The following is an 18,908-nucleotide window of genomic DNA, read 5'->3' on the forward strand; positions in this document are numbered from 1 at the left end:
GGGACTCCGCCCTTCCGGGACCGGACCACGGACAGGATCCGTGTCGCCACCCGGTTGCGAAAGCGGACGACCAGTGCACCCAAGACTGTTCGGGGCGTGCCAGTGCGCGGACTCACTCCCGCTCACTGCCCAGGAACGGTACACCTTCACCACCATCAGCGGTGTCATGGAGCAGCAGAAAGGGGGCGCGACGCAAGCGGCGGGGGCCGCCGGGACTGGTCATCGTCGTGGACGACGGGTCGACGGACGGTACCTCCGAGATCGCGCGCAGCGCGGCCGACTCGCTCGGCATGTTCAACGTCCGGGTCATCCGCCAGGAGAACGCGGGCAAGTCGGCCGCCCTCAACAACGGTGTACGCAGCGCGAGTTAGGACATCGTCGTGATGATGGACGGCGACACGGTCTTCGAGGCGGACACCGTACGACAGCTCGTGCAGCCCTTCGCCGACCCCGAGGTCGGCGCGGTCGCCGGCAACGCCAAGGTCGGCAACCGCGACACGATCATCGGCGCCTGGCAGCACATCGAGTACGTGATGGGCTTCAACCTCGACCGCCGCATGTACGACCTGCTGCGCTGCATGCCGACCATCCCCGGCGCGATCGGCGCGTTCCGCCGCGAGGCGGTCCTCCAGGTCGGCGGCATGAGCGAGGACACCCTCGCGGAGGACACCGACATCACCATCGCCATGCACCGAGAGGGCTGGCGGGTCGTCTACCAGGAGCACGCGCGCGCCTGGACCGAGGCGCCGGGTTCCCTGAAGCAGCTGTGGTCGCAGCGGTACCGGTGGTCGTACGGCACGATGCAGGCGCTCTGGAAGCACCGCAAGTCCCTTACGGACAAGGGTCCCTCGGGCCGCTTCGGCCGGGTCGGCATGCCGCTCGTGGTCATCTTCCAGATCGTCACGCCGGTCTTCGCCCCGCTCATCGACGTGTTCACCGTCTACTCGATGATCTTCGTCGACTTCCGGGCGGCGCTGCTGGCCTGGCTCGCGGTCCTCGGCGTGCAGCTGTTCTGCGCGGCGTACGCCTTCCGGCTCGACCGCGAGAAGTACCGCTACCTGCTGATGATGCCCCTGCAACAGCTGGCCTACCGCCAGATGATGTACCTCGTCCTCATCCACTCCTGCATCACCGCCCTCACCGGCGGCCGCCTGCGCTGGCAGAAGCTGAAGCGGACCGGCGAGGTGGGCACCCCGGCGGGGGCGGGCTGATGGGGGCACACAGCAAGGGCGGTGTGGGAAAGGGGGGCCTGGGCAGGGTGGGTGTTCGGCCCGTTCCCGTCGCGGACACCGCCCCGTTGCCGCAGGTGGACGCCACGACCTCGCCGAGGGCCGCCGGACGCGACCGCTACTTCGACACCCTCCGTGCCGTCGCCCTCGTCCGCGTCGTCACGTACCACACCTTCGGGTGGGCCTGGGCCGGCCTGGTCTTCCCCTCCATGGGGATCATGTTCGGCCTGGCCGGCACGCTGATGGCCAAGTCCCTGGAGCGCCCGCCGCTCACGGTGGTGAAGAGCCGGCTGCGCCGACTCCTGCCCCCGTTCTGGTTCTGGGGCTTCTTCGTGGTCGTCGCGATGCTGGTCCACGGCTGGATGCCGGGCTGGCAGATCGTCTACTGGATCGTCCCGCTCGGCGACCCGCCGGGCAACGAGTGGGGCGTACAGGCCTGGGAGATCCTCTGGTACCTGCGGACGTATCTGTGGTTCGTCCTGCTCTCCCCGCTCCTGCTGAAGGTCTTCCGGCTCGCCCCCGTCCCGGTGCTCCTGCTGTCCCTGTGCCCGATCCTGGTCCTGACCTTCCTCTGGTCGGGCCCGGACAACCGCTTCGACAGCACAGCGCACTGTGGGACCTGTCGACGTACCTCTTCTGTTGGATCCTCGGCTTCGCCCACCGCGACGGCGTGCTCCAGCGGATGCGGCCCGCGGTGGTCGTCGTGCTGTCGCTCGCCGCGATGGGATACGGCGGCTGGTACGCCGTCGGCCACCAGGCCGAGTTCGGCACCTACGACCTCGACGAGATCCCCCTCGCGCAGGCCTTCTGGTCGGCCGGTTTCGTGCTGCTCCTGATGTGGGCCAAGGCCCGCTTCCGGATCGACTTCGCCGGGCTCACCCGCTTCCGGCGGCTGGACAGGCTCGTGACGGTCTTCAACGCGCGCGCGGTCACGATCTACCTCTGGCACGAGATCGCGCTGATCCTGGCGGTCCCGCTGATCGACCGGTTCTGGCAGGTGCCCGCCTTCGAGACGTATCTGCCGCTGGAGAGCCAGTGGTTCATGTTCGGCGTCGGCTGGATCCTGATCGCCGGGTTCGTCCTGGGATGTGGATGGGTGGAGGACGTGGCGGCGAAGAGGAAGCCGCGGCTGCTCCCCTGAGCCGGCGCGAGGGGACGTACTGCAACAATGGCCCCGTGACCCGCGCTTCCCTGAACAAGCAGCCGCACGAAGTCGCCTCGATGTTCGACGACGTGGCGGAACGGTACGACCTGACGAACGACGTGCTCTCGCTCGGCCAGGACCGGGTGTGGCGCAAGGAGGTCGCCAAGGCGGTCGACGCCCGCCCCGCGCAGAAGGTCCTGGACCTGGCCGCCGGTACCGCCACGTCCTCGCTGCCGTTCGCCCGCACCGGCGCGTACGTCGTCCCCTGCGACTTCTCCCTCGGCATGCTCCAGGTCGGCAAGCGCAAGCACACCTGGCTGCCGTTCACTGCGGGCGACGCGACGAAGCTGCCCTTCAAGGACGACACCTTCGACGCCGTCACCATCTCCTTCGGGCTGCGCAACGTGCAGGACACCGACACGGCCCTGCGCGAGATGTACCGGGTGACCAAGCCTGGCGGCCGGGTCGTGATCTGCGAGTTCTCGCACCCGACCTGGGCGCCCTTCCGGACCGTCTACACCGAGTACCTGATGCGCGCCCTGCCGCCGGTCGCGCGCGCGGTGTCGTCCAACCCCGACGCGTACGTCTACCTCGCCGAGTCCATCCGCGCCTGGCCCGACCAGCCCGCGCTGGCCGAGCGACTCCAGAAGGCCGGCTGGTCGAGGGTGGCCTGGCGGAACCTGAGCGGTGGGATCGTGGCGCTGCACCGGGGCTTCAAGGCGAGTTGAACCCGGCCACGGCGTAGTACGGGGCGCCCGGTTCGTCGAGCTCGCGCTGCATGCCGCCGCCACCCGGACGCGGCAGGCGCGGCTCGTGCACGCCCGCGCCGCCGCCGCCCTCACCCTCGCCGAACTCGAACCACACGGTCACCACGGCCCCGCGCGGAATCTCGGCACCGGGTGGCGGGTACTGCCGTACGACGTACTCCACGACCGTGCGACGGAAGTCGGGCCGGTCGGGAGCGGCGAGGGCCACGCCGCCTGCCTCGGCCGCCTCGCGCGCGTCCACAGCCATCAGACCGACCAGCTTCGGCACCCGCACCTCGGGCGATTTGGGTGTTATTCGCACAGATGTCACCCCCAGCGGTACTGGCAGAGTAACCCCGGGTGCATGCCGTCCGGAAGCGCCAAGTGTCTTTCTGTGACAGTCAGTTACTGTGTGTAACCATCGACTTTTACAGATCGAGCCGGTAGCAGTGACCCTCCCGCTCCGGCGCCGGCGTCCGGAACACCTCGGCGAGGCGCATGCCCAGTCGGCGGGTGACCGCGACGGACCGGGTGTTGCCTGCGTCGACCATGGCGACCACGTCCGGCACGCCCGCCGCACGCAGCCGTTCCAGCGTCATCCGCGCGGCGGCGGTGGCGTATCCCCGGCCCCACTGCTCGCGCCCGAGCCGCCAGCCGATCTCGATCTCGCCCGCCGGCCCCCAGTCCCGCTCCCACGGCTGGGCGCCGGTGAAGCCGATGACCTGCCCGGCCTCGTCGAGCATGGTCCACAGGCAGTACCCGCGCTCGGCGTCGTGCCGGCGCCGGCGGGCGGTGAGCTCCTCGTAGACGGACAGCTCCGCGGCCTTGCCACCGTGGAACTCCATGACCTCCGGGTGGGCGAACGTCCGGTGCCAGGCGACGGCGTCCTCGTCCGTGGGGACACGCAGCCGTACTACGGGGAGAGGTCGGTTCACAGGGCAGCCCTTCAGCCGGGTGATCAATTCTGCTGAATAGACTGCCCATGTCCAGTGCCGGTCGGCACGCAGATTCCGAACTTGGGGAGATCCCGCCGTGACCGAGCCCCTCTCCGAAAACACCGCCGATGTGATCGTCGTCGGCGCGGGGCCAGCCGGCTCCACCACCGCCTACCACCTCGCCAAGGCCGGACTCGACGTACTCCTGCTGGAGAAGACCGAGTTCCCGCGCGAGAAGGTCTGCGGTGACGGACTCACCCCGCGCGCCACCAAGCAGCTCGTGGCCATGGGCATCGACATCTCCGAGGAGGCCGGCTGGCTGCGCAACAAGGGCCTGAGGATCATCGGCGGGGGTGTGCGGTTGCAGCTGGACTGGCCGGATCTCGCCTCCTTCCCGGACTACGGCCTCGTCCGCAAGCGCGACGACTTCGACGAGCAACTGGCCCGGCAGGCACAGAAGGCGGGCGCGCGGCTGTACGAGCGCTGCAACGTGGGCGCGCCGATCCTCGACGACCGCACCGGCCGCATCACCGGCGTCCACGCCAAGCTCGGTGACACCGGGGAGAAGCGCGAGGTCACCTTCCACGCGCCGCTGGTCGTCGCCGCCGACGGCAACTCGACCCGGCTCTCGCTGGCGATGGGCCTGCACCGCCGCGAGGACCGCCCGATGGGTGTGGCCGTCCGTACGTACTTCACCTCGCCGCGCCACGAGGACGACTACCTGGAGTCCTGGCTGGAACTGTGGGACCGGCGGGGCGCCGAGGACCGTCTCCTGCCCGGCTACGGCTGGATCTTCGGCATGGGTGACGGCACCTCGAACGTCGGCCTCGGCGTCCTGAACACCTCGGACTCCTTCAAGGAACTCGACTGGCGCGAGGTCCTGAAGGCCTGGTGCGCGTCGATGCCGGAGGACTGGGGCTACACCCCCGACAACATGACCGGTCCCATTCGCGGCGCCGCCCTCCCCATGGCCTTCAACCGCCAGCCCCACTACACCAAGGGCCTGCTGCTGGTCGGCGACGCCGGCGGCCTGGTGAACCCCTTCAACGGCGAGGGCATCGCCTACGCCATGGAGTCCGGCCAGATCGCCGCCGACGTCATTGTCCAGGCCCACGCCCGCTCGACCCCTTCGGGGCGCGAACTGGCCCTCCAGCGCTACCCGCGCGTCCTCAAGGACACCTACGGCGGCTACTACACGCTGGGCCGCGCCTTCGTGAAGCTCATCGGCAACCCGAAGGTCATGAAGATCGCGACCCAGCGCGGCCTGTCGCACCCCTTGCTGATGAAGTTCACGCTGAAGATGCTCGCCAACCTCACCGACCCGACGGGCGGCGACGCGATGGACCGCATCATCAACGGCCTGAGCAAGGTGGCGCCGAAGGCGTGATCAGCCGGTGAGGGCGACTGTGTTGGCGGCCCGGCGGGCGAAGACCTCTTCGCGCCGGTCCGCCACCTGCCGCAGCGCGTCTTTCCGCTCCCGCTTGGAGAGCCGGTCGAGATACACCTGCCCGTTCACATGGTCGGTCTCGTGGGCGAGGCAGCGGGCGAAGTACCCCGTGCCCTCGATGACGAGCGGCTCGCCGTCCTTGTCGAGCCCGCGCACGACGGCCCGGTCCGGACGCGGTACGTCCATCACGGCCCCGGGCACCGACAGGCACCCCTCGTTGTCGTCGAGCAGCCGTCGCCCGGCCGGGGGGAGCGGATCCAGCACCGGGTTGACGATGTGTCCGACATGTCGGACACCGTCGTCGTCCGGGCAGTCGTAGACGAACAGCCGCAGATCGACGCCGACCTGGTTCGCGGCGAGTCCCGCGCCGTCGGCGACGTACATCGTCAGGAACATGTCGTCGATCAGCGCCGCGAGATCGGGACCGAACTCAGTCACGTCCCGGCACGGCTTGTGCAGGACTCCCTCGCCCACCTCGGTGATACGCCGTACCGACCCGCGCCGGGCGTCGGGTGCGAGCGGGGGATACGAGTCGACGGGCCTGCCCTGTACGAACACGCTTGGCATGACTGTTTCTCCTGTCGTGTGCGGTGGGGAACCCGGGTTCCGCCTTCCGGAGCCCCTCCCCACCCTCCGTTGCTCATGACAACAGAACACACACAGCAGCCCCAGAACCAGACCGGCCGGACCGGCCACACCCGCAGACGCTTCCTGGCGGGCGCCGGGGAGCGGCCTTTCGTCAGGGGTCGTCCGCCGCGCTGCCGGTCGAGCACGCGCGCGTGACGGGCCCCGCACTGCGCGCGGCGGATCCGCAACTCGCCCGGTGCGACGCACTGGGGACGGACTGGATGACCGGCGTGACGTTCTACCTGCGCACGCCCACCCCCGTCGTGCACGGCCACTTCAACGACCGGCTCCGGCCTCGGATGAGCCGGATGGGGCCGCAGCCCCCGAGCGGCTGCGGCCCCATCCATACTGCTGTTGCTTGCGTCAGAGCACCCGCACCGCTCCGGTCGGCGGGTCGTAGGACAGCGACTTCTCGGCGACGCCCGTGGACGGGTTCTGCGCGCCGACGAACATGCCGTCGCCGACGTAGACCGCCACGTGGTACGCGCTTCCCGCGCTGCCCCAGTACAGGATGTCGCCCGGCAGCAGGTTGTCGAGCGAGACCTGGGTGCCGGCGGTCGACTGGTCCTGCGAGACGCGCGGAAGGCTGACGCCGATCTGGTTGAAGGCGGCCTGCACGAGGCCGGAGCAGTCCCAGGAGTTCGGGCCGGTGCCGCCGGAGACGTAGGCGTCACCGACCTGCGCCTTGACGAAGGCGATGACCGCGGCGGCCGAACCGGTGGCCGTGGACGTGCTCGTGGACGTGCTGGCGCTCGCCGAGGCGGACAGGGTGGCCCGCTCGGTGGTGCGGGACGCACGCTCGGCAGCGGCCTTGCGAGCGGCCTCCTGGGCCGCCTTCTTCTTCTCCTCGGCCTTCTGCTTCGCCTCCGCGAGGTCCGCCTTGGCCTGCTTCGCGGCCTTTGCGGCGGCCGCGTCACGCTCGGCCTGCAGCTGGTAGTTCGCCGCCGCCTGCTGCGTGGCGTCGGCGGACTCGGCGACCTGCGTGGCCAGGTCGGCCGTCAGGGTGGGCAGTTCAAGGGTCTGCGTCACGGGCTCGGCCGCGTTCGCCGAACCCGACGCCCCGGCCACTGCCAGGGTGCTGAGGACGCCACCGGCAACTCCGGCCCGCATCGCGATGGTCGACGCGCTGCGGCGGGGTTTCCGGTGGCTGCGTATGTGAGCGGTGTGGGACATGAGAACAACCGGTATCAGGGGCTCCTCCATACCTTCAAGAAACGTGTGGTGCGCCACAGTTGTTCAATCGGTGTCCCGAACGCCGGGCGTGTCGTTCTTTATTGACGCCGTAACGGACATTGCGGACGCGAGTGATCATGCCTGTGGTCATGGGTTTTCATTGTTACGCCCGAATTGCCCGCCACCTAGCACTGGTTGGGACAGGTGGCCAACCCCGCTTCTCATGTGCTTCTCGGGGATGTGGTGGAGGTCACGCAACGGTTACGAGTGCGGGTGCGTCCGGTGTGCGGAACGCGTCGAGCCGAGCTCGTGAATGTGTGCACGCGTCCACACCGTGCACCGTGGCTCCCTCTGATGTGTGAACGCGGTCCTCTATCAAGGCGCCGCGTCCAGCACCAATTTGCATGCAAGGGAAGTCTCTTGATATGGAGACTCACCTTTCGACCTGCGCCGACGAGTCAAACTGTCACGTCTGGTGATCACTCGGACGCTTCTCGTACGAAGATCGACACTCGTCCGACTTCATGATCCTTCGTCAGGTGGTGGAGATCACAAAGCTTGTGCAATACCCCGTGTCGCAGATCACAGAGCGGCAGGCATAAGATGCGAGGCAGTTGGGCTTGTGACCTGCTTCACATGTTCGCGATCTTCGCCGGGACTAGCGGGGCTCTCGGGACATGTGAGGCGGATGTGAGTCCGATGTGCCATCGCCAGCAGTCAGTGCCGACTGAGAGGAGCGAGGAGCGGTGAACGCGTATGCGCCCATCCTCGTACTGGGAGCCCTCGGGGCAGGCTTTGCGATCTTCTCCGTGGTCATGGCCACGCTGATCGGTCCGAAGCGGTACAACCGGGCCAAGCTCGAGGCCTACGAGTGCGGAATCGAGCCGACCCCCACGCCGGCCGGCGGCGGGCGCTTCCCCATCAAGTACTACCTGACGGCGATGCTCTTCATCGTCTTCGACATCGAGATCGTCTTCCTCTACCCCTGGGCCGTCACCTTCGACGCCCTGGGTGTTTTCGGGCTCGTGGAGATGCTGCTCTTCGTGCTCACCGTCTTCGTCGCGTACGCGTACGTATGGCGGCGCGGCGGCCTGGAATGGGACTGAGGGGCCTTTAGCCATGGGACTCGAAGAAAAGCTGCCGAGCGGTTTCCTGCTGACCACCGTCGAGCAGGCCGCGGGCTGGGTGCGCAAGTCGTCCGTCTTCCCCGCCACCTTCGGCCTCGCCTGCTGTGCCATCGAGATGATGACCACCGGCGCCGGCCGCTACGACCTGGCGCGCTTCGGCATGGAGGTCTTCCGCGGTTCGCCGCGGCAGGCGGACCTGATGATCGTCGCCGGCCGGGTCAGCCAGAAGATGGCGCCGGTGCTCCGGCAGGTCTACGACCAGATGCCGAACCCGAAGTGGGTGATCTCCATGGGGGTCTGCGCCTCCTCGGGCGGCATGTTCAACAACTACGCCATCGTCCAGGGCGTCGACCACATCGTGCCGGTCGACATCTACCTGCCCGGCTGCCCGCCACGGCCCGAGATGCTGATGGACGCCATCCTCAAGCTCCACCAGAAGATCCAGTCCTCCAAGCTCGGCGTGAACGCCGAGGAGGCGGCCCGTGAGGCGGAGGAAGCGGCGCTCAAGGCCCTGCCGACGATCGAGATGAAGGGGCTGCTGCGGTGAGCGACGCGAACGGCACCAACGGGGCGTCGAACGGGGTGAATCCCGAAAAGGACCTCGGCGCCTCCAACCTCCCCGGCCAGCGCGGCGAGGGCGGCGAGGAGATCCGCGTCCAGCGCGGCATGTTCGGCGCCAACAACGGCGGCGACACCTCCGGCTACGGCGGCCTGGTCCGCTCGGTCCGGCTCCCGGGCCCGACGAGCCGCCCCTACGGGGGATGGTTCGACGAGGTCGCCGACGAGCTGGAAGGCGCGCTGGAGGAGCAGGGCCTCCTCCCCGAGAACGCGATCGAGAAGACGGTCGTCGACCGCGACGAGCTCACCTTCCACATCGAACGCGAGCACCTGCTGCGCGTCGCCCGCACCCTGCGCGACGACCCCGCCCTGCGCTTCGAGCTGTGCACGGGCGTGAGCGGAGTCCACTACCCGCACGACAAGGGCCGCGAGCTGCACGCCGTCTACCACCTGCGCTCGATCACCCACAACCGGCTGATCCGCCTGGAAGTCAGCGCTCCGGACAGCGACCGGCACATCCCGTCGCTGGTCTCCGTGTATCCGACCAACGACTGGCACGAGCGCGAGACCTACGACTTCTTCGGCATCGTCTTCGACGGTCACCCGGCCCTGACGCGGATCATGATGCCGGACGACTGGCAGGGCCACCCGCAGCGCAAGGACTACCCCCTCGGCGGCATCCCCGTCGAGTACAAGGGCGCCCAGATCCCGGCTCCGGACCAGCGGAGGTCGTACTCGTGAGCACTTCCCACGCCTCCCCCAGGGAGACCACCGAAGGCACCGTATACACGGTCACCGGCGGCGACTGGGACGAGGTCGTCCAGTCCGCGGCCCGCGCAGACGACGAGCGCATCGTCGTCAACATGGGCCCCCAGCACCCCTCCACCCACGGCGTGCTGCGCCTCATCCTGGAGATCGACGGCGAGACGGTCACCGAGGCCCGCTGCGGCATCGGCTACCTCCACACCGGCATCGAGAAGAACACCGAGTTCCGCACGTGGACGCAGGGCACCACGTTCGTGACGCGGATGGACTACCTGACGTCCTTCTTCAACGAGACCGCCTACTGCCTCGCCGTCGAGAAGCTCCTCGGCATCGAGGACCAGATCCCCGACCGCGCCACCCTCATCCGGGTGCTCCTGATGGAGCTGAACCGGCTGTCCTCGCATCTGGTGTGCATCGCCACCGGCGGCATGGAACTCGGCGCCACCACGATCATGATCTACGGATTCCGTGATCGTGAAATGATTCTCGACATCTACGAGCTCATCACGGGCCTGAGGATGAACCACGCGTACATCCGCCCCGGCGGACTCGCGCAGGACCTGCCGCCCGGCGCGGTGGACCACATCCGCGAGTTCGTGAAGAAGATGAAGAAGAACCTCCCGGAGTACGACAAGCTCGCCACCGGGAACCCCATCTTCAAGGCCCGCATGCAGGACGTCGGCTATCTCGACCTGACCGGCTGCATGGCCCTCGGCGCCACCGGCCCGATCCTTCGCTCCGCCGGCCTGCCGCACGACCTGCGCAAGGCGCAGCCGTACTGCGGCTACGAGACGTTCGACTTCGACATCCCCACCGCCGACTCCTGCGACTCCTACGGCCGCTTCCTGATCCGGCTGGAGGAGATGCGCCAGTCCCTCAGGATCGTCGAGCAGTGCCTGGACCGGCTGCAGCCCGGCCCGGTCATGGTCGCCGACAAGAAGATCGCCTGGCCCGCCCAGCTCGCCCTGGGCCCGGACGGTCTGGGCAACTCCCTCGACCACATCAAGAAGATCATGGGCACCTCCATGGAGGCCCTGATCCACCACTTCAAGCTGGTCACCGAGGGCTTCCGCGTACCGCCGGGACAGGCGTACGCGGCCGTCGAGTCGCCCAAGGGCGAGCTCGGGGTGCACGCCGTTTCCGACGGAGGCACCCGCCCCTACCGGGTCCACTTCCGGGACCCGTCCTTCACCAACCTGCAGGCGATGGCGGCGATGTGCGAGGGCGGCCAGGTCGCCGACGTCATCGTCGCTGTCGCGTCCATCGACCCCGTGATGGGAGGCGTCGACCGGTGACCACCTCTTCTTCGGAGCGGGGCGTCAGCCTGGGCATGCCCGAGCTGCCCGCCCCCGCATACCCGGATGACGTCCGCACCCGGCTGGAGACGGACGCGCGGGAGATCATCGCCCGCTACCCGGACTCCCGCTCGGCCCTGCTGCCGTTGCTGCATCTCGTGCAGTCGGAGGAGGGCCACGTCACGCGCACCGGGATGCAGTTCTGCGCGGACGTGCTCCACCTGACCACGGCCGAGGTCACCGCGGTCGCCACCTTCTACACCATGTACCGGCGCCGGCCGAGCGGTGACTACCAGGTCGGCGTCTGCACCAACACGCTGTGCGCGGTGATGGGCGGCGACGCGATCTTCGAGTCCCTCCAGGAGCACCTGGGCGTCGGCAACGGCGGGACCACCGAGGACGGCAAGGTCACCCTGGAGCACATCGAGTGCAACGCGGCCTGCGACTTCGCGCCGGTCGTGATGGTCAACTGGGAGTTCTTCGACAACCAGACCCCGGCGAGCGCCACCCGCCTCGTCGACGACCTGCGCGCGGGACGACCGGTCGAGCCCACGCGCGGGGCGCCGCTGTGCACCTTCAAGGAGACCGCCCGGATCCTGGCCGGCTTCCCCGACGAGCGGCCCGGGGCCGTCGAGGCGAGCGGCGGAGCGGGACCCGCTTCGCTGGTGGGCCTTCGCCTGGCAAGGGGAGAGGCCGCACCCGCGCGCGTGGTCCATCCGCGAGACGGCGGACCGCACGACGAGCCGCACGACACAGCGGTGCACCACCCGTCACCGACGGAGCACTTGAGCTCGCACGACGCGCCGCAGGACACGTCGGCCTCCGACCCGGCCCACCCGGCAGGGCCTACCGCCGAGGAGGGGGAGTGATGACCTTGGCACCCGAGATCAAAGACACCAGCCCCGAGAAGCTGCTCGCACCCGTGCTGTCGGCCTTCTGGGACGAGGACAGGTCCTGGACGCTGGACGTCTACCGAAGGCACGAAGGGTACGAGGGACTCCGCAAGGCGCTCGCCATGTCGCCGGACGACCTGATCGCGTACGTCAAGGACTCCGGTCTGCGTGGTCGTGGCGGTGCGGGATTCCCCACTGGAATGAAATGGCAGTTCATTCCCCAGGGGGATGGAAAGCCGCACTATCTAGTTGTCAACGCCGACGAGTCGGAGCCCGGAACGTGCAAGGACATTCCGCTCCTCTTCGCGAACCCGCATAGCCTCATCGAGGGCATTGTCATCGCGTGTTATGCCATCAGGTCTTCGCATGCCTTCATCTATCTGCGCGGTGAAGTCGTCCCTGTGCTGCGGCGGTTGCACGAGGCCGTGCGTGAGGCCTACGCGGCGGGCTACCTCGGCGAGAACATCCTGGGCAGCGGACTCGACCTCCAGCTCACCGTGCACGCGGGCGCGGGCGCGTACATCTGCGGTGAGGAGACCGCACTGCTCGACTCGCTCGAAGGCCGCCGGGGTCAACCGCGGCTCCGTCCCCCTTTCCCTGCTGTCGCGGGCCTCTATGCGTGCCCGACTGTTGTGAATAACGTCGAGTCGATCGCGTCGGTTCCCGCCATCCTGCAAAAAGGAAAGGAATGGTTCAGGTCGATGGGCAGCGAGAAGTCCCCGGGCTTCACGCTCTACTCGCTCAGCGGCCACGTCGCCAGCCCCGGCCAGTACGAGGCCCCGCTCGGCATCACCCTTCGCCAACTCCTCGAGATGAGCGGCGGGATGAGGCCCGGCCACCGGCTGAAGTTCTGGACGCCCGGCGGCTCCTCGACGCCGATGTTCACCGAAGAGCATCTCGACGTCCCTCTTGACTACGAAGGAGTGGGCGCCGCGGGTTCCATGCTCGGCACGAAAGCTCTGCAGTGCTTCGACGAGACGACCTGCGTCGTGCGTGCCGTGACCCGCTGGACCGAGTTCTACGCCCACGAGTCCTGCGGCAAGTGCACACCGTGCCGTGAAGGGACGTACTGGCTCGTGCAGTTGCTGCGCGACATCGAGGCCGGCAAGGGCGTCATGTCCGACCTCGACAAGCTGAACGACATCGCCGACAACATCAACGGCAAGTCCTTCTGCGCCCTCGGCGACGGCGCCGCCTCGCCGATCTTCTCCTCGCTCAAGTACTTCCGCGAGGAGTACGAGCAGCACATCACGGGCCGTGGCTGCCCCTTCGACCCGGCCAAGTCGACGGCCTGGGCCGACCACCGCACGGAGGTGAACGCATGACCGTGACCACCAACGCTCCCTCGGGCGGGGGAGAGGCGGCGGTCCCGCCGGAAGATCTCGTGTCGCTGACGATCGACGGCGTGGAGATCAGCGTGCCCAAGGGCACCCTGGTCATCCGGGCCGCCGAGCAACTCGGCATCGAGATCCCCCGGTTCTGCGACCACCCTCTCCTCGACCCGGCCGGCGCCTGCCGCCAGTGCATCGTCGAGGTCGAGGGCCAGCGCAAGCCCATGGCGTCCTGCACCATCACCTGCACGGACGGGATGGTGGTGAAGACCCACCTCACCTCGCCGGTCGCCGAGAAGGCACAGCACGGTGTGATGGAGCTGCTCCTCATCAACCACCCGCTGGACTGCCCGGTCTGCGACAAGGGCGGCGAGTGCCCGCTGCAGAACCAGGCCATGTCGCACGGTCAGGCCGAGTCCCGCTTCGAGGGAAAGAAGCGGACCTACGAGAAGCCCGTGCCGATCTCCACGCAGGTGCTGCTCGACCGTGAGCGGTGCGTGCTGTGCGCCCGCTGCACCCGGTTCTCCAACCAGGTCGCGGGCGACCCGATGATCGAGCTGATCGAGCGGGGCGCGCTCCAGCAGGTCGGCACCGGTGAGGGCGACCCCTTCGAGTCCTACTTCTCCGGCAACACCATCCAGATCTGCCCGGTCGGCGCGCTGACCTCGGCGGCGTACCGATTCCGCTCCCGCCCCTTCGACCTGGTCTCCTCGCCGTCCGTGTGCGAGCACTGCTCCGGCGGTTGCGCCACGCGCACCGACCACCGGCGCGGCAAGGTCATGCGGCGGCTCGCGGCCGAGGACCCCGAGGTCAACGAGGAGTGGATCTGCGACAAGGGGCGCTTCGCGTTCCGGTACGCCCAGCAGCGGGACCGGCTCCAGCACCCGCTCGTGCGCAACGCCGAGGGCGACCTCGTGCCGGCGTCCTGGCCGGAGGCGTTGCAGATCGCCGCTCAGGGTCTGCTCGCTTCCCGGGGCCGGACCGGTGTCCTGACCGGCGGTCGGCTCACCATCGAGGACGCCTACGCCTACAGCAAGTTCGCGCGCGTGGCGCTCGACACCAACGACATCGACTTCCGCGCGCGCGTGCACAGCCCCGAGGAGGCCGACTTCCTGGCCGCCCGGGTCGCCGGACGCGGCCGGGACCTCGACGGCACGGGCGTCACGTACACCGCTCTGGAGAAGGCACCCGCCGTTCTGCTGGTCGGGTTCGAGGCCGAGGAGGAGGCGCCCGGCGTCTTCCTGCGGCTGCGCAAGGCCTGGCGCAAGCACGGGCAGAAGGTGTTCTCCCTCGCCACGCACGCCACGCGTGGCCTGGAGAAGGCCGGCGGCACGCTGCTGCCCGCAGCTCCCGGCACCGAGACCGAGTGGCTGGACGCGCTCGCGAGCGGGGTTGGTCTGGAGGATGGCGGCGCGAAGGCCTCCGAGGCGCTGCGTACCGAGGGCGCGGTGATCCTCGTGGGCGAGCGGCTGGCCGCCGTGGCGGGCGGGCTGACCGCCGCGGTACGGGCCGCTTCCGCGACCGGCGCCCAGTTGGTGTGGATCCCGCGCCGGGCGGGGGAGCGCGGTGCCGTCGAGGCGGGCGCGCTGCCCACGCTGCTGCCGGGCGGGCGTCCGGCCACCGACCCGCGCGCGCGGGACGAGGTCGCCGCGGCCTGGGGCCTTTCCGAACTCCCGCACCGCTACGGGCGCGACACCGGCCAGATCGTCGAGGCCGCCGCCGGCGGTGAGGTCCAGGCGCTGCTGGTCGCGGGCGTCGAGGTCGCCGACCTGCCCGACCCGGCACGCGCGCGTGAGGCGCTGCGAGAGGTCGGCTTCCTGGTGTCGCTGGAACTGCGGCCCAGCGAGGTCACCGAACTCGCGGACGTCGTCCTGCCGGTGGCCGCGGTCGCCGAGAAGGCCGGCACCTTCCTCAACTGGGAGGGCAGGGTGCGCTTCTTCGAGGCCGCGCTCAAGCCCGACCACATGACCCGGCGCCTCGCACCCACCGACGCGCGCGTGCTGCAGATGCTGGCCGACGCCATGGACGTACACCTGGGTCTGCCGGATCTGCGGACCGCGCGTGCGGAGCTGGACCGGCTCGGGGCCTGGGACGGGCCGCGCGCCACCGAACCCCTGGAGATCGCCGCCGCGTTGCCGCGGCCGGCCGCCGGTGAGGCCGTACTGGCCGGGCACCGGCTGCTGCTCGACCAGGGCGTTCTCCAGGAGGGCGACGAGGCGCTCGCCGGGACACGGCATGCGGCACACGCGCGCGTGTCGCCCGCAACTGCCGCCGAAGCCGGTGTGAAGGACGGCGACCTGCTCGCTGTGACCGCGAACACCGGAACGGTCGAACTGCCCCTCAGGATCACCGAGATGCCCGATCGCGTGGTCTGGCTCCCGCTGAACTCCCTGGGTGGTGGCGTCGCCTCCGACACCGGGGCGCTGCCCGGCGCACTCGTCCGCATCGGTCCGGCGACGCTCGCCGCCGAAGCCCCCAAGGAGGTGGAGGCATGAGCCCGTACCTCGCCGCTGAAGACCTCTCGATGTTCGGCACCGACCCCTGGTGGCTGGTCGTCGTCAAGGCGGTGTTCTGCTTCGCCTTCCTGATGGTGACCGTGCTGTTCTCCATCGTCTGGGAGCGCAAGGTCGTCGCCTGGATGCAGCTGCGCATCGGCCCCAACCGGCACGGACCCTGGGGCATGCTCCAGTCGCTGGCCGACGGCATCAAGCTGATGCTCAAGGAAGACCTCGTCGTCAAGCGCGCGGACAAGGTGGTGTACATCCTCGCGCCGATCGTCGCGGCCATCCCGGCCTTCATGGCGATCGCGGTGATCCCCTTCGGGCCGGCCGGCAACGAGATCTCGATCTTCGGGCACCGCACCGCGATGCAGCTCACCGACCTGCCGATCGCGATGCTCTACATCCTCGCGGTCGCCTCGGTCGGCATCTACGGCATCGTCCTCGCGGGCTGGAGCTCCGGATCCACCTATCCGCTCCTCGGCGGTCTGCGCTCCTGCGCGCAGATGATCTCGTACGAGATCGCCATGGGCGCCGCGTTCGCCTCGGTGTTCCTCTACTCGGGGTCGATGTCGACCTCGACGATCGTCGAGCAGCAGCACGACCGCTGGTACATCGTCCTGCTGCCGGTCTCCTTCGTGATCTACATCGTGACGATGGTGGGCGAGACCAACCGCGCCCCCTTCGACATGCCGGAGTCCGAGGGCGACCTGGTGGGCGGCTTCAACACCGAGTACTCGTCGATCAAGTTCGCGATGTTCATGCTCGCCGAGTACGTGAACATGGTGACGGTCTCGGCCGTGTCCGTGACGCTCTTCCTGGGTGGCTGGCGGGCTCCATGGCCGGTCAGCACCTTCTGGGAGGGCGCGAACCACGGCTGGTGGCCGATGCTCTGGTTCGTCGTCAAGGTGCAACTGCTGCTGTTCTTCTTCATCTGGCTGCGCGGCACCCTCCCGCGTGTCCGCTACGACCAGCTGATGAAGCTCGGCTGGAAGGTCCTCATTCCGGTCTCCCTGGTGTGGCTGATGCTCGTGGCCACCGTGCGGACCCTCAGGAACGAGAACTACGACTTCGCCGACATCGCCCTCTACATCGGCGGCGGCGTCCTCGCCCTGCTGTTGCTCTCCTTCGTCGTCGACATGTTCCGCGAGAAGGCGAGGGCGGCCGAGCGGCCCCTCGAGGAACCGGTCGGCTTCGACCCGATGGCGGGCGGGTTCCCCGTGCCTCCGCTGCCGGGGCAGGAGCTTCCGCCGGTGCCGCGGCGCAGTCCGCGCCGGGAGCGCGAGTTGATTGTCAGTGGTGGGCCGGATACTGCGAGTGACGGATCTTCGGATGGAAAGGAGGCGTCCGATGGCTGAGGAGCCCAAGGAGGCCGGGCAGACGAAGCCTGGCTTCCAGAACCCTGTGGCCGGCTTCGGCGTGACCTTCAAGGCCATGTTCAAGAAGCGGTTGACCGAGCAGTACCCGGAGCAGCAGAAGACCACTGCCCCCCGGTTCCACGGACGGCACCAGCTCAACCGCCATCCCGACGGCCTGGAGAAGTGCGTCGGCTGCGAACTGTGCGCCTGGGCCTGCCCCGCCGACGCCATCTATGTGGAGGGCGCCGACAACACCGACGAGGAGCGCTACTCGCCGGGCGAGCGGTACGGCCGCGTCTACCAGATCAACTACGCCCGCTGCATCCTGTGCGGCCTGTGCATCGAGGCGTGCCCCACGCGCGCGCTCACGATGACCAACGAGTTCGAGCTGGCCGACTCCAGCCGCGCCAACCTCATCTACACCAAGGAGCAGCTGCTCGCCGGCCTGGAAGAGGGCATGGTCGACAGCCCGCACTCCATCTTCCCGGGGACGGACGAGCAGGACTACTACCGGGGCCTGGTGACCGAGGCCGCGCCCGGCACGGTGCAGCAGGTCGCGCTCTCCAAGGGCGAGGTTCCGCAGGAGGCCGCGTCGACCTTCGGCGAGGACGAGCCGACGTCGGAGAAGGTGATCGGCCGATGAGCGCGCAACTCGCCGCCTACTCCACCTCCACCGGAGAGGCCTTCCAGTTCTGGGTCCTCGGCACCGTCGCCGTGATCGGAGCCCTGTGCACCGTCTTCATGAGGCGGGCCGTGCACAGCGCGCTCTGTCTCGCCGGAACCATGATCATCCTGGCGGTGTTCTACCTCGCCAACGGCGCCTACTTCCTCGGCGTCGTCCAGATCGTCGTCTACACCGGCGCGATCATGATGCTGTTCCTGTTCGTGGTGATGCTCGTCGGCGTCACCGCGGCGGACTCCCTGAAGGAGACCATCAAGGGCCAGCGCTGGCTGGCCCTGACCTGCGGGCTCGGCTTCGGCATCCTGCTGTTCGCGGGCATCGGCAACGCCTCCCTGACGGAGTTCAACGGCCTCGCCCAGGCGAACGCGAGTGGCAACGTGGAGGGCCTGGCGGCCCTCATCTTCACGAAGTACGTCTTCGCCTTCGAGCTCACCGGCGCCCTGCTGATCACGGCCGCCGTCGGCGCCATGGTGCTCACCCACCGTGAGCGCACCGAGCGGGCCAAGACCCAGCGCGAGCTGTCCGAGGAGCGCGTGCGCGAGGGCAAGCACCTGCCGCCGCTGCCGGCGCCCGGTGTGTACGCCCGGCACAACGCCGTGGACATCGCGGGCCTGCTGCCCGACGGCACCCCGTCCGACCTCACCGTCAGCAAGACGCTGCGGGAGCGCGGCCAGATCCGTGACGTGTCGCAGGAGGCGCTCAACGACCTGCGGGCCCTGGAGCAGCGCGCCGAGGAGCGCCTGGAGCGCACCGGGATCGAGCAGGCCAACCTCAAGCGGTCGGAGGAGGCGTCGAAGTGAACCCCGTCAACTACCTCTATCTCGCCGCCCTGTTGTTCACGATCGGCGCCACCGGGGTGCTGATCAGGCGCAACGCGATCGTCGTGTTCATGTGCGTCGAGCTGATGCTCAACGCCTGCAACCTCGCGTTCGTCGCCTTCTCCCGGATGCACGGCAACCTCGACGGCCAGATCATCGCCTTCTTCACGATGGTCGTCGCCGCCGCGGAGGTCGTGGTCGGGCTCGCGATCATCGTGTCGCTGTTCCGTTCCCGCCACTCGGCCTCGGTCGACGACGCCAGCCTGATGAAGCTGTAAGGGG

The 18,908-nt window shown here is 68.8% G+C and carries 17 protein-coding genes and 2 pseudogenes; 15 read left to right on the plus strand and 4 right to left on the minus strand.

Annotation, left to right across the window (positions count from 1 at the left end):
- Nucleotides 1–218 precede the first annotated feature (218 nt).
- The 3 genes and pseudogenes from AC5P09_RS17705 to AC5P09_RS17715 form a co-directional block, all read left to right on the plus strand.
- Nucleotides 219–1,211, plus strand: a pseudogene (locus AC5P09_RS17705) (glycosyltransferase family 2 protein); the annotation flags it as partial.
- Nucleotides 1,211–2,370, plus strand: a pseudogene (locus AC5P09_RS17710) (acyltransferase family protein). The pseudogenes AC5P09_RS17705 and AC5P09_RS17710, both read left to right, overlap by 1 nt.
- A 35-nt stretch (nt 2,371–2,405) precedes the next feature.
- The gene (locus AC5P09_RS17715) at nt 2,406–3,101 is read left to right on the plus strand and encodes a demethylmenaquinone methyltransferase (protein ID WP_493874842.1); all 696 of its coding nucleotides are present in this window, start codon (nt 2,406–2,408) and stop codon (nt 3,099–3,101) included.
- On the opposite strand, the gene AC5P09_RS17720 is transcribed toward AC5P09_RS17715, so the two are convergent.
- Nucleotides 3,088–3,441 carry a PASTA domain-containing protein gene (locus tag AC5P09_RS17720; protein ID WP_493874843.1) on the minus strand — a complete coding sequence of 118 codons (354 nt, stop codon included), beginning with the start codon at nt 3,439–3,441 and terminating at the stop codon, nt 3,088–3,090. The genes AC5P09_RS17715 and AC5P09_RS17720 overlap by 14 nt on opposite strands.
- 106 nt (nt 3,442–3,547) lie before the next feature.
- On the minus strand, nt 3,548–4,054 hold the full coding sequence (locus AC5P09_RS17725; protein ID WP_493874844.1) for a GNAT family N-acetyltransferase: 507 nt from the start codon (nt 4,052–4,054) through the stop codon (nt 3,548–3,550).
- Between the two features lie 97 nt (nt 4,055–4,151).
- Between AC5P09_RS17725 and AC5P09_RS17730 the strand changes: the two genes are divergently transcribed.
- Nucleotides 4,152–5,441, plus strand: a complete 1,290-nt coding sequence (locus AC5P09_RS17730; protein ID WP_266435365.1) for a geranylgeranyl reductase family protein — start codon at nt 4,152–4,154, stop codon at nt 5,439–5,441.
- Here AC5P09_RS17730 and def read toward each other — a convergent pair whose 3' ends face one another.
- The gene (gene def, locus AC5P09_RS17735; RefSeq protein WP_493874845.1) at nt 5,442–6,068 is read right to left on the minus strand and encodes a peptide deformylase; all 627 of its coding nucleotides are present in this window, start codon (nt 6,066–6,068) and stop codon (nt 5,442–5,444) included.
- A 423-nt stretch (nt 6,069–6,491) separates the two neighbouring features.
- Nucleotides 6,492–7,301, minus strand: coding sequence for a C40 family peptidase (locus AC5P09_RS17740; protein WP_493874846.1), 810 nt, complete (start codon nt 7,299–7,301; stop codon nt 6,492–6,494).
- A 746-nt stretch (nt 7,302–8,047) separates the two neighbouring features.
- Here AC5P09_RS17740 and AC5P09_RS17745 point away from each other — a divergent pair.
- Genes AC5P09_RS17745 through nuoK form a run of 11 tightly spaced genes read left to right on the plus strand, consistent with a single transcriptional unit; the run spans nt 8,048 to nt 18,904 of the window.
- Nucleotides 8,048–8,407, plus strand: a complete 360-nt coding sequence (locus tag AC5P09_RS17745; protein WP_007383963.1) for an NADH-quinone oxidoreductase subunit A — start codon at nt 8,048–8,050, stop codon at nt 8,405–8,407.
- A gap of 13 nt (nt 8,408–8,420) precedes the next feature.
- A complete protein-coding gene (locus AC5P09_RS17750; RefSeq protein ID WP_018528252.1) occupies nt 8,421–8,975 on the plus strand; it encodes a NuoB/complex I 20 kDa subunit family protein in 555 nt (184 codons plus the stop codon).
- The gene (locus AC5P09_RS17755; protein WP_307676626.1) at nt 8,972–9,727 is read left to right on the plus strand and encodes an NADH-quinone oxidoreductase subunit C; all 756 of its coding nucleotides are present in this window, start codon (nt 8,972–8,974) and stop codon (nt 9,725–9,727) included. The genes AC5P09_RS17750 and AC5P09_RS17755 overlap by 4 nt, the downstream gene beginning before the upstream one ends.
- Nucleotides 9,724–11,046, plus strand: a complete 1,323-nt coding sequence (locus tag AC5P09_RS17760) for an NADH-quinone oxidoreductase subunit D (RefSeq protein WP_493874847.1) — start codon at nt 9,724–9,726, stop codon at nt 11,044–11,046. The genes AC5P09_RS17755 and AC5P09_RS17760 overlap by 4 nt, the downstream gene beginning before the upstream one ends.
- Nucleotides 11,043–11,915 (plus strand): NADH-quinone oxidoreductase subunit NuoE, encoded by an 873-nt coding sequence (nuoE, locus tag AC5P09_RS17765; protein WP_493874848.1) that lies wholly within the window; start codon nt 11,043–11,045, stop codon nt 11,913–11,915. The genes AC5P09_RS17760 and nuoE overlap by 4 nt, the downstream gene beginning before the upstream one ends.
- A complete protein-coding gene (gene nuoF, locus AC5P09_RS17770) occupies nt 11,912–13,264 on the plus strand; it encodes an NADH-quinone oxidoreductase subunit NuoF (RefSeq protein ID WP_307676629.1) in 1,353 nt (450 codons plus the stop codon). Before nuoE ends, nuoF begins: the two co-directional genes overlap by 4 nt.
- Entirely contained in the window at nt 13,261–15,765 is a 2,505-nt protein-coding gene (locus AC5P09_RS17775; protein ID WP_493874849.1) for an NADH-quinone oxidoreductase subunit G, read from the plus strand. Before nuoF ends, AC5P09_RS17775 begins: the two co-directional genes overlap by 4 nt.
- Nucleotides 15,762–17,126 (plus strand): NADH-quinone oxidoreductase subunit NuoH, encoded by a 1,365-nt coding sequence (gene nuoH, locus AC5P09_RS17780; RefSeq protein ID WP_493874850.1) that lies wholly within the window; start codon nt 15,762–15,764, stop codon nt 17,124–17,126. Before AC5P09_RS17775 ends, nuoH begins: the two co-directional genes overlap by 4 nt.
- Nucleotides 17,119–17,769 (plus strand): NADH-quinone oxidoreductase subunit NuoI, encoded by a 651-nt coding sequence (nuoI, locus tag AC5P09_RS17785; RefSeq protein WP_266435345.1) that lies wholly within the window; start codon nt 17,119–17,121, stop codon nt 17,767–17,769. The genes nuoH and nuoI overlap by 8 nt, the downstream gene beginning before the upstream one ends.
- A complete protein-coding gene (locus AC5P09_RS17790; RefSeq protein ID WP_493874851.1) occupies nt 17,766–18,608 on the plus strand; it encodes an NADH-quinone oxidoreductase subunit J in 843 nt (280 codons plus the stop codon). Before nuoI ends, AC5P09_RS17790 begins: the two co-directional genes overlap by 4 nt.
- Nucleotides 18,605–18,904 (plus strand): NADH-quinone oxidoreductase subunit NuoK, encoded by a 300-nt coding sequence (gene nuoK / locus AC5P09_RS17795; RefSeq protein ID WP_004927567.1) that lies wholly within the window; start codon nt 18,605–18,607, stop codon nt 18,902–18,904. The genes AC5P09_RS17790 and nuoK overlap by 4 nt, the downstream gene beginning before the upstream one ends.
- Nucleotides 18,905–18,908 lie beyond the last annotated feature (4 nt).

It is taken from the genome of Streptomyces sp. a15, from assembly GCF_059026085.1.

What these genes read in the sequence shown, in the direction of transcription:
- def (WP_493874845.1), bottom strand. Translation starts at nt 6,068, where the DNA reads ATGCCAAGCGTGTTCGTACAGGGCAGGCCCGTCGACTCGTATCCCCCG.
- AC5P09_RS17740 (WP_493874846.1), bottom strand. Translation starts at nt 7,301, where the DNA reads ATGTCCCACACCGCTCACATACGCAGCCACCGGAAACCCCGCCGCAGC.
- AC5P09_RS17750 (WP_018528252.1), top strand. Translation starts at nt 8,421, where the DNA reads ATGGGACTCGAAGAAAAGCTGCCGAGCGGTTTCCTGCTGACCACCGTC.
- AC5P09_RS17775 (WP_493874849.1), top strand. Translation starts at nt 13,261, where the DNA reads ATGACCGTGACCACCAACGCTCCCTCGGGCGGGGGAGAGGCGGCGGTC.
- nuoH (WP_493874850.1), top strand. Translation starts at nt 15,762, where the DNA reads ATGAGCCCGTACCTCGCCGCTGAAGACCTCTCGATGTTCGGCACCGAC.
- nuoI (WP_266435345.1), top strand. Translation starts at nt 17,119, where the DNA reads ATGGCTGAGGAGCCCAAGGAGGCCGGGCAGACGAAGCCTGGCTTCCAG.
- AC5P09_RS17790 (WP_493874851.1), top strand. Translation starts at nt 17,766, where the DNA reads ATGAGCGCGCAACTCGCCGCCTACTCCACCTCCACCGGAGAGGCCTTC.